At 58.3% G+C, this 17,003-nt stretch carries 16 protein-coding genes; all 16 read left to right on the forward strand.

The window, feature by feature from the left end; all coding sequences use genetic code 11:
- Positions 1 to 702 (forward strand): hypothetical protein (locus tag QZY44_RS30080; RefSeq protein ID WP_295456417.1); only part of this gene is annotated, 702 nt, incomplete at its 5' end.
- 232 nt (positions 703 to 934) lie between these two features.
- Positions 935 to 1,633 carry a glucose-1-phosphate cytidylyltransferase gene (gene rfbF, locus QZY44_RS30085; RefSeq protein WP_365305580.1) on the forward strand — a complete coding sequence of 233 codons (699 nt, stop codon included), beginning with the start codon at positions 935 to 937 and terminating at the stop codon, positions 1,631 to 1,633.
- A gap of 41 nt (positions 1,634 to 1,674) precedes the next feature.
- Positions 1,675 to 1,968: a hypothetical protein gene (locus QZY44_RS30090; protein WP_295456419.1), complete on the forward strand. Its 294-nt coding sequence runs from the start codon at positions 1,675 to 1,677 to the stop codon at positions 1,966 to 1,968.
- 643 nt (positions 1,969 to 2,611) lie between these two features.
- Positions 2,612 to 2,827: a hypothetical protein gene (locus tag QZY44_RS30095; protein ID WP_295456421.1), complete on the forward strand. Its 216-nt coding sequence runs from the start codon at positions 2,612 to 2,614 to the stop codon at positions 2,825 to 2,827.
- Positions 2,817 to 4,427 carry a lipopolysaccharide biosynthesis protein RfbH gene (rfbH, locus tag QZY44_RS30100; protein ID WP_295456423.1) on the forward strand — a complete coding sequence of 537 codons (1,611 nt, stop codon included), beginning with the start codon at positions 2,817 to 2,819 and terminating at the stop codon, positions 4,425 to 4,427. The genes QZY44_RS30095 and rfbH overlap by 11 nt, the downstream gene beginning before the upstream one ends.
- Positions 4,428 to 4,430: 3 nt before the next feature.
- Complete coding sequence (locus QZY44_RS30105; protein ID WP_295456425.1) at positions 4,431 to 5,459, forward strand: NAD-dependent epimerase/dehydratase family protein; 1,029 nt, start codon at positions 4,431 to 4,433, stop codon at positions 5,457 to 5,459.
- Between the two features lie 22 nt (positions 5,460 to 5,481).
- Positions 5,482 to 7,305, forward strand: a complete 1,824-nt coding sequence (locus QZY44_RS30110; RefSeq protein WP_295456426.1) for a thiamine pyrophosphate-binding protein — start codon at positions 5,482 to 5,484, stop codon at positions 7,303 to 7,305.
- Entirely contained in the window at positions 7,306 to 8,412 is a 1,107-nt protein-coding gene (locus QZY44_RS30115) for an FkbM family methyltransferase (RefSeq protein WP_295456427.1), read from the forward strand.
- Between the two features lie 100 nt (positions 8,413 to 8,512).
- Positions 8,513 to 9,661, forward strand: a complete 1,149-nt coding sequence (locus tag QZY44_RS30120; protein WP_295456428.1) for a class I SAM-dependent methyltransferase — start codon at positions 8,513 to 8,515, stop codon at positions 9,659 to 9,661.
- Entirely contained in the window at positions 9,661 to 10,620 is a 960-nt protein-coding gene (locus tag QZY44_RS30125; protein WP_295456430.1) for a glycosyltransferase family 2 protein, read from the forward strand. The genes QZY44_RS30120 and QZY44_RS30125 overlap by 1 nt, the downstream gene beginning before the upstream one ends.
- Before the next feature lie 186 nt (positions 10,621 to 10,806).
- A complete protein-coding gene (locus tag QZY44_RS30130) occupies positions 10,807 to 11,751 on the forward strand; it encodes a radical SAM protein (protein ID WP_295456443.1) in 945 nt (314 codons plus the stop codon).
- 55 nt (positions 11,752 to 11,806) lie between these two features.
- A complete protein-coding gene (locus QZY44_RS30135; RefSeq protein ID WP_295456432.1) occupies positions 11,807 to 12,895 on the forward strand; it encodes an N-acetylneuraminate synthase family protein in 1,089 nt (362 codons plus the stop codon).
- A gap of 9 nt (positions 12,896 to 12,904) precedes the next feature.
- The gene (locus QZY44_RS30140; protein ID WP_295456434.1) at positions 12,905 to 13,726 is read left to right on the forward strand and encodes an HAD hydrolase-like protein; all 822 of its coding nucleotides are present in this window, start codon (positions 12,905 to 12,907) and stop codon (positions 13,724 to 13,726) included.
- A gap of 1 nt (position 13,727) precedes the next feature.
- The gene (locus QZY44_RS30145) at positions 13,728 to 14,213 is read left to right on the forward strand and encodes a GtrA family protein (protein WP_295456437.1); all 486 of its coding nucleotides are present in this window, start codon (positions 13,728 to 13,730) and stop codon (positions 14,211 to 14,213) included.
- Complete coding sequence (locus tag QZY44_RS30150) at positions 14,210 to 16,096, forward strand: hypothetical protein (RefSeq protein ID WP_295456440.1); 1,887 nt, start codon at positions 14,210 to 14,212, stop codon at positions 16,094 to 16,096. Before QZY44_RS30145 ends, QZY44_RS30150 begins: the two co-directional genes overlap by 4 nt.
- Positions 16,097 to 16,286: 190 nt before the next feature.
- Positions 16,287 to 17,003: hypothetical protein (locus tag QZY44_RS30155; RefSeq protein WP_295456442.1), on the forward strand; the 717-nt coding region annotated here is incomplete at its 3' end.

Genomic DNA, 17,003 nt, shown 5'->3' on the forward strand with positions numbered 1-17,003 from the left:
GGCATCCTCTATGTCACTGCCAAATTGTCTCTTTTAGTAGAAACTATTGGGGCAGATGAGTATTCTGAGTATTGGTCTAGCCTGATCCACATGGGGCCGATTTTTGAGCCGGCAGTCACCGCCTACCTGAGCAAGTCGGCAATCGATGCCATTTCAGGAATTACATGGTATGGGTTCAACTGGAACGCCTCGCTGCTTGGTTTTTTTTCGCGAATCTTCGGCGGAGCTGAGAACACGCCAGCGATCGACGCCCCCTGGATCGCCAGAATGTTGGCACAAAGTATATCGCTCGCCTTGTTTGCCAGGTTGCTATGGCTCACCTGGAGGGGACAATGCGGCGATGCCACTTGGGTATTTGACCTGGGATTCGGATTGAGTCTGGCGATTATGTTGCTGGCGGCCCCCCTGGGTTGGATGTACTATTTTCCGGTCCTCTACATCGCGTTTCTCGCCACCGTGCGAGTCGCTGATGCCGAGGACGGTGGGCGCTGGAAAGCAGCCATAATTTTGACCTTTACCTTGGGCACCCTACCGATCGCGCTGGCACCCGGCACGGAGATCGACTCGGCAATCGCGTGGTTGACCTGGGCGGCCGTTCCGTTCTACTCCCTGGTGATGCTGACGATTGTGCTATTCGCAATGCTGCAACGCGTTATCGGATCATCTCTTACCGCACGCACACTCGCTACCGGGTCCGACTGATCGGCGCCAGCCTCGCCGTGGACCCGCTGTTCGCGCCCCGCGGATCTGACCGACCTGAGCAGGAGCGCACGCCGCGCGGTTGCACCGCGGACAACCAAGGGGACATGACTGACTCTGTCAAGTCAGCTTTCCGTTTCCCGTCGGAGAATTCACGCATATGAAAGCAGTCATCCTGGCCAGCGGCCTGGGCACCCCACTCTCCGAGGAGGCCCTGGTGAAGCCGAAACGCTAGGTGGAGATCGGCGGCCAGCCGATCCTCTGGCATATCCTCAAAATCTATTCACACCATGGCATCAATGATTTCATCATCTTCCTGGGCTACCAAGGCCATCTGATCAAGGAACACTTCGCCAATTTCCTGCTCCATAATTCCACCCTCACCATCGACCTGGGGGCCAGCCACATCGACATCCTGGAGCATCACACCGAGCCCTGGCGGATCACACTGGTGGATACTGGTGAGAATGCTGGGACGGGGGGCCGCTTGGGGAGGGTCAGCCGCTTGCTGGCGGAGGAAAAAACTTTCTGCTCCACCTATGGCGATGGGGTCGGCAACGTCGATATACGCGCGCTGATACGCCACCATGAGTCACACGGTAAGGCGGCCAAGGTGACCGCGGTCACCCCGCCCGGGCGCTTCAGGACTCTGCGCCTCGCCGGCGAACAGGTGACCGAGTTCACCGAAACACCGTACGGCGACAATGGACTCATCAACGGAGGCTATTTCGTGCTGAACTGCTGCACCCTGGACCTGATCGAAGGGGACGACACCGGCTGGGAGGACCGCCCCATCGCCGCCCTGGTTCAGCAGGGCCAACTCGCGGCCTACCGCCACACCGGTTTCTGGTATCCCATGGACACCCTGCGGGACCGCACCTACCTTGAACACCTCTGGACCAGCGGCGCGGCCCCCTGGCGGGTCTGGTGCTGATGAATCCGGCGGCCGACGTGTGACGGAGCCGGCGGGTTTTGATGACCGGTCACACCGGGTGCAAGGGCGATTGGCTTGCGCTGTGTCTGCAACGATTTGGCGCCGAACTCACCGGGTATGCACTGGAGTCTGGCCGCCCAGTCCCTGGTCCGTCACGGCTACCGCAACCCGGTCGAGACCTAAGCGACCAACGTCATGAGCACGCTGCACACCTGCCCGAGGCGGCGCGCCACACGGCTGGTGTGCGTGCGGTGGTGGTCGTCACCAGCGACAAATGCTATGTGAACCGCGAGTGGGTGTGGATCTATCGCGAAGACGAGCCCTTGGGCGGCTAAGACGCCTACAGCAACAGCAAGGGCTGCGCCGAACTCCTGACCCGCGCCTACCGCGACTCTATAGTTCAACGCCGCCAACCATCCCGACCACGGTGTTGCGATTGCCTGCGCCCGCGCCTGCAATGTGATCGGCCGCGGGGACTGGGCCGCCGACCGTCTCGTCCCCGACCTGCTGCGCGCCCTCCAGGCCGGCGAGCCCGCTGTCATTCGCTCGCCGCACGCCGTACACCCCTGGCAACATGTACTGGAGCCGCTCTGCGGATATCTCGGCTTGGCCGAGCGGCTATACTGCGACCGTCAGGCGTTCGCCGAATCCTGAAATTTCGGCCCCAACGACGAGGACGCCAAGCCCGTGGACTGGGTGGTCGACCACCTGTGTGACGCGTGGCGAGCGGGCGCGGGCGGGGACGCCCGCTGGCAACTCGACTCCGCGGCGCAGCCCCACGAGGCCCATCACCTCAAGTTGGATTGCTCGAAGGCCAGAATGCGGCTAGGCTGGGGCCCCCGCTGGCCGCTCGTCGAGGCGATCCGCCGGATCGTGGCTTGACAGCAGGCATTAGACCCCGGTGTTGATATGCACGCCTCGTCCATCGCGGAAATCGCCGATTATGAACTGACGCCTGACCAAATGGCCTAGACGACTATGCAAATTATCGAACAGACCGTAACGGTGGGCGAAGACGGCCGGGTTGCGCTACGGGTCTGCCGACCGGCCGGGATGCGGGTCAGAGTGATCGTGCTCGACGAGTCCGACGAGGCGCTGAACGCATCCAGCGCGTTGGCCCGCTTGCAGGAGGACAGCGGTTTCGCCCGTGCGGTGTTAGCCGATCCCGCTGAGGACGTGTGGAATGATCTTTAGCATTCGGGCGGGGAGCATTTACAAGCTGCCGTTTCCCTTTACCGATCTTTCTGGGCAGAAGGCGCGGCCGGCGCTCGCGCTGAATCCACCCGACGTGAACGGCGATGTGCGATTTCTGTTTATTACTACCACACCGCCACAGGATTCGCTGCAAGGCCACGCACTGGATGCCGCCGACTACGCAGGACTGCCGCTCCCGTTTCCCAGTTTCTTGCGAATAGACAAACCGTTTCTGTTGCATGAGAGTCTAGCCCTCAAGCCCTTGGCGCAGTTGAGCAACGTCGCCTTCGCGACCGTGTTGCGGCGCCTCATTGCAGCGGAGATTCCCCGCTTCGCCGCGCTTGAGCATGGCCCTCGCCCGTTTGAGCCGGGCGTTTCAGCCATCCCCCCCGCAGGCAAGGTGCTCGACTCCGCCGAACTTCAACTGACGGTCGAGGCCGCACTCGACGGCTGGCTCACCACCGGCCGGTTCAACGACGCCTTCGAGGAGCGCCTGGCCCATTTCCTCGGCGTCAAGCACCTGATCACCGTCAACTCCGGGTCCTCGGCCAACCTGATCGCCTTCAGTACCCTCACCTCACCCAAGCTCGGCGAGCGCGCCATCCGGCCCGGGGACGAGGTCGTCGGTGTGGCCGCCGGCTTCCCGACGACGGTCAATCCGATCCTCCAATACGGCGCAGTACCGGTCTTCGTCGACATTGAGCTGGGCACCTATAACATCGACGCGCAGCGCATCGCGGCCGCTATCGGCCCGCGGACCAAGGCGATCATGCTGGCCCACACCCTGGGCAACCCATTCAACTTGGACCTCGTCACCCGCCTCTGCAATGAACACAAGCTCTGGCTCATCGAGGATTGCTGCGACGCCTTGGGCGCGACCTACCGCGGTCAGATGGTCGGCACCTTTGGTGACATCGGCACCCTGAGTTTCTACCCCGCCCACCACATCACCATGGGGGAAGGTGGGGCCGTCTTCACCAATAATGGCGTCCTGAAACCCATCGCCGAGTCCTTCCGCGACTGGGGCCGCGACTGCTTCTGCGCCACCGGGCGCGACAATACCTGCAAGAAGCGCTTCGCCCAGCAGCACGGCAGCCTGCCGCTGGGCTATGACCACAAATACACTTATTCACACGCCGGCTTCAACCTCAAGATCACCGATATGCAAGCCGCCTGTGGACTGGCCCAACTCGACAAGCTGACCGACTTCATCGCCCGCCGCAAAGCCAATTTCGCCTTTCTGAAGGGACGACTGGGGGACTGCGAAGAATTCCTCATCCTGCCCGAGCCCACACCCCACAGTGACCCCTCCTGGTTCGGTTTCCCAATCACGTTGCGACCCGAGGCTGGCCGACCCCGCGTAGACCTCCTGCGCCATCTGGACGACCACAAGATCGGCACCCGACTGCTGTTCGGCGGCAATCTGACCAGACAACCCTACTTCCAGGGACTTCACTACCGCGTCGTCGGCGACCTCGCCAACACCGACCGCGTGATGAATGACACCTTTTGGATTGGCCTGTATCCTGGCTTGAACAACGACATGCTCGCCTATATGGTCGAGCGCATCGGCGCCTTTTTCCGTAGCGCCGCCGCGTAATCGATGATATCAAATTCGCTCGCTACTGATCTCAACGACATCCTCAATCGTGCCGAACCGCTGCTGCGGCGGCTCGCCGGTGAACGGCTTTTTGTGACTGGCGGCACTGGCTTTTTCGGTCGCTGGCTACTCGAAGCCCTCACCTGGGCCAACGACCGGCTTAATCTGCATCTGCGCATCACGGTACTCAGTCGCGCACCCGATGCCTTTGCACGTAATGCCGCCGCGCTCGCCGCTCATCACGCGCTCCAGTGGTGGCGTGGGGACGTGCGCGATTTCGTCGCCCCACCCGGCGCATTTCCGTTCGTAATTCACGCCGCGACCACCGCCAGCGAACAGTTAAATCGCACGCAGCCACTCGCAATGTTCGATACCATCGTCAGCGGGACGCGACACCTACTGCAATTCGCTGAGCGCGCCGGCTGCCACGCCGCGCTGCTCACCAGTTCAGGCGCCGTGTATGGCCCCCAGCCCGCAACAACGCGAAGGTTGGCTGAAGATCATGCCGGTGCCCCCGATCCGAATTCGCCCACATCGGCCTACGGCGAAGGCAAACGCGCCGCCGAATTCCTGTGCGCCGCCTCCGGCCTGCCGGTCAAGATCGCGCGTGGATTCGCATTCGTCGGGCCGTTCCTACCGCTCGATACACATTTCGCCGCGGGCAATTTTATCCGTGACGCATTGAATGGCACCGCCATCGAGATTCACGGCGATGGCACGCCCCAGCGTTCCTACCTCTATGCCGCCGACCTGGTCGTTTGGCTCATCGCGATTCTGCTCGACGGGCAGCCGGATCGTCCGTATAACGTCGGTTCGGATCAGGCGGTGAGTATTGCAGAGCTCGCCCAAGCGGTCGCCGATGCGGCCGGCGGGGGCACGGTCCGCATTCATGGCACCCCTTCCGGGAAACCGCCGGAGCGCTATGTCCCCTCCATCGCACGGGCACGCGCCGAGCTTGACCTGGATGTATGGACACCGCTTGATCAGGCACTGCGGCGCACCCTATCCTGGGGACGCGCAACCCGCTCATGACCCACGTGGACCCTCGGACACTATGAATGTCTCCCAACAGATCGCCGACTGGCTGACGGCCCAGGGTATTGAGCAGGTGTTCTGCGTGACGGGCGGGGGCGCCATGTTCCTCAATCATGCGCTGGGTACCCACCCCGGCCTGCGCTGCACCTATATGCATCACGAACAAGCCTGTGCAATGGCGGCGGAGGGTTACGCACGTATCACCGGAAAGCCCGCCGTGGTCAACGTCACCACCGGCCCCGGCGGCATCAATGCACTCAATGGCGTCTTCGGTGCCTATACCGATTCGGTGCCCATGCTGGTGCTCTCCGGACAGGTCAAACGCGCCACCTGCCTGCACTTCGTACCGATCCCTGGCTTGCGTCAGCTGGGCGACCAGGAAGGCCCGGTGATTGACATGGCAAGGTCTGTCACCAAATACGCCGAGGTGGCACACACCCCCGAAGACCTGGCGACCTTGCTGCCCGCCGCCCTAACCGCGGCAACCAGCGGTCGCCCCGGACCGGCCTGGATCGATATCCCGCTCGACATTCAATCCGCCGCCATTTCGCTGTCGTTGCCTGGGCCAACGCCCCCGGCCATCGTGGAATATCCAACGCTCACTCGTGACTGCCAGCAGATCGTCGCGCGACTGCGCTCCGCTCAAAGGCCGCTGATCCTCGCCGGTAGCGGTGTCCGAATCGCCGGTGCCGACGCCGCCCTGCTCGCCCTGGCCGAGCAGACCGGGATTCCGATCGCAACCGCCTGGACGCACGACCTCATTGCCAGCGACCACCCGCTGTTCGCGGGGCGCCCTGGGGCGATTGGCACACGCGCCGGTAATTTCTGCGTTCAGGCGAGCGACTTACTCCTCGTCATCGGCTCGCGCCTCAACATCCGTCAGGTCAGTTACAATTGGTCGAAGTTTGCCCCCGCTGCCTTCATCGTCCAGGTCGATATAGACCGTGCCGAACTCGAAAAGCCCTTCGTGCAGCCCGCGCTGCGCATCGTCGCCGATGCCGCCTGTTTCATCGAGACGCTCGCCGCCCGAGAGGAACTCACACGCTTGCCGGACTACGGAGACTGGTCGCGCTGGTGTCACGCATTGCAGGACCGTTACCCGGTGCTGCAGCCCCACCACAGTCTGGCCCCCCGGTTGAACCCGTACCGCATTGTCGACCATGTCTTCAGTCGCCTGCGCAGCGACGATATCGTCGTCTGCGGCAACGCCTCCGCCTGCATTCTACCATTCCAGGTCGGGCGCCTGAGCACCGGGCAGCGCATGTTCAGCAACTCGGGCGCAGCCTCGATGGGCTACGACTTACCGGCGGCGATCGGTGCCGCGCTGGGCGCCCCAACCCGGCGAGTCATCTGCTTCGCCGGCGACGGCAGTCTGCAAATGAACGTACAGGAACTGCAAACGCTGAAGACCCTGGGCGCTCGGGTGCTGGTGATCATACTCGCCAACGGCGGCTACCTATCGATCCGTCAAACCCATGAGAACTTCTTCGGTACCGTCGTGGGCGCCACACCCGCCTCGGGCGTGGAATTCCCCGATTTTGCCGCGCTGGCTCGCGCTTACGGCTTGCGCGCCGCACGCATCGCCGACCCCAACGACCTGCCCGAACTAGATAACCTCTTGGCACTCGACGGCCCGGCGCTGATCCATATCGAGGTCGACCCCGACCAGCCCTTTGAGCCGCGCATCAAGTCGCGCATACTCGCGGACGGAACCTTTGCCACGCCGGAACTCGACGATATGTTCCCGTTTCTACCAGCCGCGGAACTCGCGGCCGTGCGCATGGAAACGGCATCACTACACGCCAGGCCATGGGCCCTTGCTCAGCCAAGTGAAGACGCTTGAATGATATTCGACTTTCCCGACATCGGTTCACCAACAGACAGTCTGCTTGACGAGGCGCGCCGCGACGGCATCACACTGTTCAGCGCCGGCCATTTCGCGCGCGCGGTCTTTGCCGCACTCCAGCTGCGTGGGATCCAGGTGCACGCATTCGTCGTTTCCAATCGGAAAGGCGACGGCATCACCGGCGCCCCAGTCATCTCCTTAGCCGACCTGACTGATTCGCTATGCGCATTGCCGATGTGGCTTGCCGTCTTTAACCGCGACTCGCTGTCAGACCTCGGTACACTCATGGCTCTGTGCAAGGCGCGGGGCATCGACCGCCCGCGATTGCCTCAAGACTATTTCGGCCTGATCGCAGAACAGCTGGGTTGGCGTTTCTGGCTGACCGACCGGCGGCACTATGCCGAGCAGCGATCAGCCATTGAACGCGCCTTCCAAATGCTCGGTGACGACACCAGCCGCCGCTATTTTATCGATACCCTACGTTTCAGGTTGGCCACCTCGGCAAACGCGCCGCCCCGACCCTCGCCGTCCCCACAGTATTTTCCAGCCGACGTACTGTCTGAACTCCTATCGTCCGGGCGGGGCCTCACCTTTGTCGATGGCGGCGCTTGCGATGGCGACACCCTGATGGCGGCCGCGCGACATTTCACTGTGGCGCACGCGTATGCCTTCGAGCCCGATCCAGAAAATTATTCCAGGCTTGCCCGCACGCTCGGTAGATGCGACTTTCCCGTGACCTGCTTTCCCTGCGGCTTATCCAACGCAAACGAATGGCTCAGCTTCGCATCGGCGCAGGGCGAAGCCTGCGCGATCATGCCTAACGGGGAAGCCCGGATCCAGTGTGTGAGACTGGATGAATGCCTCTTCAACCAACCCATCGACTACATCAAACTCGACGTTGAGGGCCATGAGCTCGCCGCGCTCCAAGGCGCACAACACATCATTGAGAGGGACCGACCGGTGTTAGCGATTGCCGCTTATCACCGCTGGGACGACATCTGGAAGATCCCTGAATTTCTGCAACGTGTCGCTCCTCACTATCGGCTCGCCTATCGGACTCACGAGTCCAATACGTTCGACAGTGTATTTTATGCCGTCAGCTGAAAACAGCCCCGCCCGATCGACCCTGCGCCGGCGTCGTGCCGTCACGTCAACCCGTCCCTGTCCGGTGTGCCACTGCCGCGAGGTCTGGCACCTGCATACGATGCAGTTCACCCTCCCAGAGGCATCACCCCTGCCCAGACAGTATGCTGTCGTGGTGTGCGCGCGCTGCGGTAGTGGATTTGCCGACTCTGACGCGCAGGCAACGACCTACGATACATATTACCGATCCTTTTCAAAATACGCGGATCCCGCGGTCGCCACTGGCGGGGGCGAAGCTCCGGCGGATCTGCAACGTCTCGAACAACTGGCGACCGATCTCTCCCGTCAGCTACCGCGACACGCGCGCATCCTCGACGTCGGCTGCGGCAACGGGGGTTTACTCAAGAGACTGAGACTTCTCGGCTTCCAGGAACTGACTGGATTCGATCCATCGCCGATCTGCACCGCCAGAATTCACGCCGACGCGATGAATGCCGAAAGCATCACGCTGCCGCTCGAGCGCAGCTGGTGGCACGCCCGTAACGAATCACCATTCGATCTAATTGTGCTAAGCCATGTACTTGAACATCTCTTTGATGTAAAGGCCGCCCTGCAATCATTAATCGCATTGCTTTCGCCCGGCGGCAAGGTCTATATCGAGGTCCCCGATCCCACGCGTTACGATACGCACGCGTTTCTACCGCTGTATTTCTTCGACACGGAACATATCAATCATCTCGGGCCGGCTTCATTTGCGTTCCTCGCTGACCAGCTGAAGCTGTCGTTAACCGCGTCCGGGCCAAAGACCATCCGCCTTCCGAATGGTGCCAACTACCCGGCCTTATTTTGTTTTCTCGAAGCAGGCGGCCTCACTGACCTGATAACGACCGAATCCCTATATGGTCCGCTTCAAGACTATGTGGAGCAAAGCATCCAACGCCTCGCGCCACTGCGGATGCGTATCCTTTCGCTGGTCGGTGACGATACGCCTTTTGTCCTGTGGGGCGCGGGTTCGCTGGCGCAGCGACTCATCGCAGAGCACTGGTTCCCACGTCATTCCCTGCTGGCAGTCGTCGACCGCGACAGCAAGAAGCACGGATTGCAGTTTGCGGGCACGACGATTCTACCTCCAGAGATCGCGTTGCGAGATCTACCGAACCGTACCGTGATTCTCTGCGCAGCGGCGATCACAACTGGAGAGATCAAAGCGGATTATCAGGCACTTGGTATGCCTTACATTTTTTGTCCGATCGTTGAGGACGTCCACTGATGACATCTCACACCCCATCGCGCACGCTCATCAGCATCGTGACACCGTGCTTTAACGAGGAAGATAATGTCGTCGAACTTGTCGCGAGAATCGAAGCGGCACTCGCACCCAGCCAGCAATATGACTATGAGCACATCTTTATCGACAATGCGTCGACCGATCGCACCGTCGAACGTATCAAACTCATTGCCCGCGCCAACCCGAGAGTCAAGCTGATCGTAAATGCCAGAAATTTTGGACACATCCGCTCACCCGTGCATGGAATCATGCAGGCGCAGGGCGCTGCGGTTATCGCGATGGCATCGGACCTGCAGGACCCGCCGGAACTCATCGACCAGTTCATAAGGAAATGGGAGGCAGGCTACCAGGTCGCTATCGGAGTCAAGCCACGCTCAAAGGACAGCTGGTTGATGTCGATAGTGCGCCGCGGCTATTATCGCTCAATCGGACGTATTTCCGATGTCAAGCTGATTCCGGATTTTACCGGATTTGGACTCTATGATCGGTCGGTCATTGAGGAGATCAGAAAGATTGACGATCCCTATCCGTATTTTCGCGGATTGATTTCAGAGCTTGGCTTTGAATACGCCACCATCACGTTCGAGCAACCGCGACGGACGCGCGGTATAACCAAGAACAATTTCTACACACTCTATGATTTGGCGATGCTCGGCATCACCAGTCACTCAAAGGTCCCGGTGCGTCTGGCAACCATGGCCGGTTTCGTGCTTGCACTGATCAGTCTTGGCGTTTCAATCGCCTACCTGGTGTTGAAGCTACTGTTCTGGAATTACTTCACGGTGGGGACGGCGCCGATCCTGATCAGTATATTCTTCTTCGCCGCGGTGCAGTTGTTTTTTATCGGCATCATTGGCGAATATGTTGCATCGATTCACACGCAAGTCATGAGACGTCCGCTGGTCGTGGAGAAAGAACGCGTCAATTTTCATGCGGAGTGAAGCACCGGACTGGCATATCAAGCGGAGTAGCCCCATATGAATGCTTTTCTTTCTCAAATAGGCTATAAGATCATAAACACGAGAGTGGGCCAATCCGTATTCCGCAAAAATTATCTTGGTAGAGCACTTGTGCGCTGGGCCGGATCGCTATCACGAATGCTACCATTGGATGCCCCGCAATATGTCATGATCGACGTTTGCAATGTATGCAATTTTAAGTGCGTATTTTGCCCCACTTCAGATAGGGACTTATTGAAGTCCGTTGGCCGAAAGAAGGGTATGATGAGCTTCTCGTTTTATCAGGAAATTATCGATAGCTTAGGCGCTTTTGATGGAAAGATCACCGTGCTTTCGCTCCATAAGGATGGCGAGCCACTCTTGAACAAGAATATAGCTGATATGGTAGCTTATGCCAAGAAGGCCAAAGTCTCGTCTACGGTTGAGATTACAACAAATGCGTCGCGGATGTTCCCCGATTTGTCGAATAAGCTTATTGCGGCCGGACTGGATTCTATTAGAATATCAATTGAACATGTAAGCGCAGAAGGCTATCAAAAGACAACGAGGAATTACAAAGACTATGACCAAATAGTTCAAAACGTCTCCCACCTTTACCACGAAGCAAGGCGCAGAAGGTCCCAACTAAAGATTCTTGTCAAGATTATTGACACGGGGCTTTCGGCAGATGAAATGGATAAGTTTTATCGAGATTTTGGCGGCATCTCTGATATCGCGCGCGTTGAAGGAATCATGGGCTGGAGCTATTCAGAGTTGAAAGATTTCACACTCGGAATAAATCCGACGGTTGGAATGGATGGGATTACACCTTTAAAACCGGAAAGAATCGTCTGCCCAGAGCCGTTTAAGATGCTAGCCATCAACTTTGACGGAAGTGTTTCCCCTTGCTGTGATGACTGGACACTCAACTTAGTTCTCGGCAACATGAACCAGGAATCAGCAATAGAAATATGGAATGGCGCAAGACTCTCCAGGATCAGGGAATTGCATCTCAAGAATAGGCGAGGCGAACTTGCTGCATGCGCGAAATGCCAATACATGCTTGGTGTTACAGATTTGTTTGACCTAGACAGGTCGCGTGATGCACTCTCGAAAAAACTTGGTTACGAATAGTGTTCACAAAATTGTGCCCCCAGCACAACCGATCAAACCTTCAGGGGACATCATAATGAACCGAATTTTTGAGCATCTCTTCGTTCTCGAGCTTGCCAACAATCACTGGGGGCGCCTTGAACGTGGGCTGCGAATCGTCAATGACTTTTCGCAGGTCGTCAGATTCAATAACGTGCGGGCGGCCATCAAACTGCAACTTCGCAATGTCGATAGTTTTGTTCACCAGGACTTCAAGGGCACACGCGACGTTCGGTACATTAGTAAGACCGAGGCTACCAAGTTATCAGAATCCGACATTCGCACGCTGGTTGCACGTATCAAGGAGCAGGGCTGTATTGCGATGGCCACGCCGTTCGACGAGGCCTCAGTGGGTTTCTGCGAAGACCTGGATCTGCCGATCATCAAGATCGCAAGTTCCGATATCAATGATTGGTTTTTGATCGAGCGCATTGCCCTTACGAAGCGTCCGGTCATCGTATCAACCGGCGGCTCTTCGCTCAAGGACCTTGATGATTTAGTAAAATTTTTCACTAACCGACACATCCCGTTAGCCATCAATCATTGTGTTTCACTCTATCCTTGCGAGGACGAAGAACTGGAGCTCAACCAGGTCGACTATCTGCGCAGACGTTACCCCAACAACGTGATCGGCTTATCGACCCACGAATACGCTGACTGGCACTCGTCAATGCTGATTTCCTATGCCAAGGGCGCCCGGACTTGGGAGCGTCATATTGATATTGAAGACGATGGGATAGCCGTTTCACCTTACTGCTCGCTGCCACACCAGATCGACGCCTGGTTCAAGGCCTATCACAAGGCAGTCGAGATGTGTGGTGGGGAGAGCGCCACCAAGCGCAGTCCAAAGCGCAAGGAGATTGAGTATCTTGATGCCCTCGTGCGCGGTGTCTATGCCAAGCGCGACCTACCAGCAGGATACGAGATCCATCATCGCAACCTGAATCGTGACTTCTATCTCGCGATTCCACTGCTAAAGGGGCAACTATCTTGCAGAGAGATTCTAAACGGCCAGCAGATCGTTGCCCCCATTGGCAAGGACAAGCCCCTCATGATCGAGGATGTAGACAGTCCGTATTCGCGCATCAATGAATTGCGGGGCAAGATTCGTAGCCGCGGGTTATAGGAACCGGTGGTGGTCGCGCTCCAGTTTGGGCTATTACCAGCGATGAACCGGGGCACCGTGACGCACTGCCGGCAAAACGCCGGACGAGTCCGCGCACACGGGCCCGCATCTTCATTTCAGAATGCGCCTGACTTCCCCAGGGCAATCAATATTTCCCGGTCGATCCCAGATGTCATCTTCGACTTCAACGGAACCCTCCTGGATGCGGCTCCCGCCATCCTCTCCAGCCGCAGCACAGCACTCCACCATAGTAGGATCATGCCCAAGACTCCGCTGACCGATTGCCCGATCGGTCAGCCACTTCCCGACACCCTGGCCCTTCTAAACGTCTGGGAGGACCCCGGCCGGCACGGAGGCTTGGCCGAAGACTTCATGGACATTTGTGCTCAGGAAGGAGTCCGATCGACCAACCGTCACCCTGGGGTTGCGAAATTGCTACAGGCGCTATCGAGTCAGGGGATAGGGTTACATATCGCTACCAACAAGCGCATGGCCCCGACTGTTATGAGCATTGATCAGCAGGGATGCTCTCGCTGCTTCGGTTCGATATTCGCCCTCGACATGCGTGAACCTCGCATCCCCGGCAAGACCGACCTGATTGACGAGCAAATGAAGCTGGAACACATTGACCCAGGCGCGGCATGTTATGTGGGGAACCAACTTGAGGACGGACCATCAGCCGACGCGCAGCGGATAACGTTTTGCTTGGCACGATGGGGATATGGGGAGGACGCCATTTTTCCAGGGCATTGGTGGCGCCTAACCCAACCACTGGACCTTCTGGAGCTGATTGCCCGGAGAAATCCTTTTCACTCAGCGATCGGGAAATAGTATGGCTGTCGACCGCCTTTGGTTATTGCACAGGGGCGGGCTGCTTCGGATGTGCAATATGCTGGCGCGGGGAATAAGGGCGATGCTGGGATATTGGTCGGATCAGCGGGTGCGATTCATAATCATTGGTGCCTTGAACACAGTCTTCGGCTATGCCGCTTTTGTCCTGCTCTATACGCTCCTGTCAGATCTCCTGAACTATCTAACAATTGCACTGCTGGCCCACGCCTGCGCTGCAACGGCATCCTTCGCAACCCAGAAAGTACTTGTGTTTCGGTCTATCCAGCATTGGCTACCCGAATTCCTGCGGTACAACGTATCCCTCCTGGTGGGCTTGACAGCCGGTCTTATTGGACTGTGGACGTTGGTGTCTATTGTCGCCCTGCACCCGATCGTCGCGCAGGCCATCATCATGTTACTCGTCATCGCGCTTAATTACCTGATGCACTCCCGCTTCTCCTTTGCAAACTCTAACCGAGCACGATGAAAGACCTGAGCCTATACCTACAGAATAGGTCGGCTGCGACCGCTTATGTCCTGCTCACCTGGATAACGCTTCTGATCGTCTACCATGGCATATATGGCGCCTTCTTTCCAACGCCGCAGGGAACCGTCGGTCACGATTTCGAATGGGCATTGCCGGCCTTCGTGGACGGACTTATCTGGTTCGCCAAGAATGGGTTATGGTCGGTGCCTTGGTTTACGCCATCATTTTGCGGGGGACAGCCCTTTTTCGCTGATCCACAGTCTGCCTATTACTCAGTACCGCAGTGGCTGACCCTGGTAACCGACCCGCTGACGGCAAGCTATCTCACGCTGCTGCTATTCACGTCGGCAGGTTACTTCGGAACCTATTTGCTGGCTAGGCGATCTTTTGCACTCCCTGTGTCTTGGGCTATTTTGGCCGCTGCTCTGTACTTTTTCAATGGGTTTTTCGCCCATCGCATGATCGTTGGTCACACTGGCTATCACGGCTTGGCACTCACCCCCTGGCTGGCGCTGGCGCTGCTCGCTCACTCGACACACCAGCGCTCTAACATTGGATTGAGCATGCTCGCCGCCATCATCGCTGCGTATTGGCTGCAATCGGGCCTGACCACACTGATGGTCCCGGCGATCCTCGGCATCGTTTTGATACTTTTGGTGTACCGACTGCGTCAGCCCTGGTCCCGGGACCTCCCGCTGCGGGTCCTTATCGCACTCGGCATTAGCGTTGCCCTTTCGGCGAGCAAGCTGGTCGCCAGCCTCTCGTTCTACAGCATGTTTCAGCGCACTCAGTATCTATTGCCCGGATTCGATAACCCGCTTGCGCTGCTTGGGGTCAACTTGTTCGCCCTGTTTGGCCCCAGTGAAGGCGCCTATCACCTAGCGAATGATTGGCTGGTCAACTCGCAAGTGGCTCTGTTACCGCACGAATGGGCCTATGGCTTCACAATGGCGCCGCTCCTGATCCTCACCTGCGCGCGAGCCATTGCGCGGGGCAAGGCGGACAACAGGATATCGGTTGGGCACGGCACCCCAGACGATGGCGTCGGCCGGATAGGTAGGGGCACTAAATCGGCGCTTATCATGGCCATCACTGCAATTTCGCTGATCCCGCTCTCACTGCAGTTCTACACCCTGGAAATGAACTCCTGGCTCAAGGGTCTACCGCTCATCGGCGCGACTGCTGCCCCGATACGTTGGTTGATCGTCTATCTGCCGATCCTGCCCATCGCCACCGCCCTGCTTGGGCGGCGCGCGTTGCGTGATCATCAGGATCATGCGCCGCGATTAGTCGCCGGCTGTATTGTCGTGCTCATCGCGCTCAACCTCATTGAACCCCGGCGGTATTATGCCGACCAGCCCTATCGCCCAGATATGCTGCTTGCCGGCTACGCACAGCTCGCGGCTGGCGCCGCTACAAGCCATCAGATTCAGGCCGTTGGGAGCATAACCGACCCGAGTACCGGGGCAACAGTGATAGATCAACAGCGCAATGACTTGATGGTCGCGGGCGTATCCCAAGCATACTGTTACAACCCGGCATTCGGCTATCGGCTTGAGAATTTCCCCCGCGGAAGGCTGGTGGCGGGAGATGTAATGACTGATAGCGACGGCTATCTCAACATCAAGAATCCCGCCTGCTATGTCTTCCCCAGCGAGAACGGTTGTGCGCCGGGCGATCATTTCCGCGTCGACCAACGGGCCGCCGCTGAGGCATTTGTCTCCTATCGACCGTTCCCATTTGTGAAGAGCGCCATGCAACGATGGGCCGACTGGATCACGCTGGTCACTCTTGTCGGTACATTCTTATTCTTGGGCCTCGCCTGGCCTTGGGCTGCCCGTCGTCGAGGTACCCCTAAGGCATTATCATGGTCTGACCAGTGACGGTGCCATTTGTCATCGCGATGACGAGCCCGTCGCCATTCTGGCGCTGGGTGGACCGGAGGTCGCCCGGCGAACCGTCACCGCAACGATGCCCCCTTTTTCGGTAACAGCGCGATATCACAACTAACCCACACGCACGCACATGAGATATAACACCACTATACCCAGTGACCCGCACGAGCGCGCCAGCTTGTTCCTCTGCTCAAGCCTGACGCCGCGCGTTATTTTGGCCGTCATCATCACGCTGATCGCAGTGTTTATCATCACATCCGGGCTCCCAAGCGATGGACTCACGCCGGACATGGCAACCCGAATACAGAAAGATTACATTCTCCCGCTCGCGTTATTTGCTCCCGAACCCCGCGAACGCACAATCTACTTAATCGCTCTGTTCCTGTTGCCAACGCTGATAATGACGCTAACGGTCTCGGCATGGAACTATGGCCGGTCGCACGTCAACGCGAACTGCGTGTGGCGCTCTTGCTTGCATCCTGGCTGGAAAACGCTCGGCGCTTGGTCGCTTCCGACTCTATTATACAGCACGATGTTATTCGCCCGGGAAAGCCCCTTCGGTAGCTCATTCGGTTTCGGTTCCTATACTATTGTACAGGATGTCGTTTTTTCCGGACGTATCCCGCTCTTCTTGCTGCTTGCCTGGTTCTTTTACCGCGTCGCATATACCGGCTTTTATCGTACCCCGGTCAGTCTCGCCCGATTTTCCGCGAATAGGCAGGTCCGTTTCCTTGCAGACCTATTTGCAATTGCCGGCATCCTCTATGTCACTGCCAAATTGTCTCTTTTAGTAGAAACTATTGGGGCAGATGAGTATTCTGAGTATTGGTCTAGCCTGATCCACATGGGGCCGATTTTTGAGCCGGCAGTCACCGCCTACCTGAGCAAGTCGGCA

The sequence above is a fragment of the uncultured Thiodictyon sp. genome, from assembly GCA_903837595.1.
Classification (GTDB): domain Bacteria; phylum Pseudomonadota; class Gammaproteobacteria; order Chromatiales; family Chromatiaceae; genus Thiodictyon.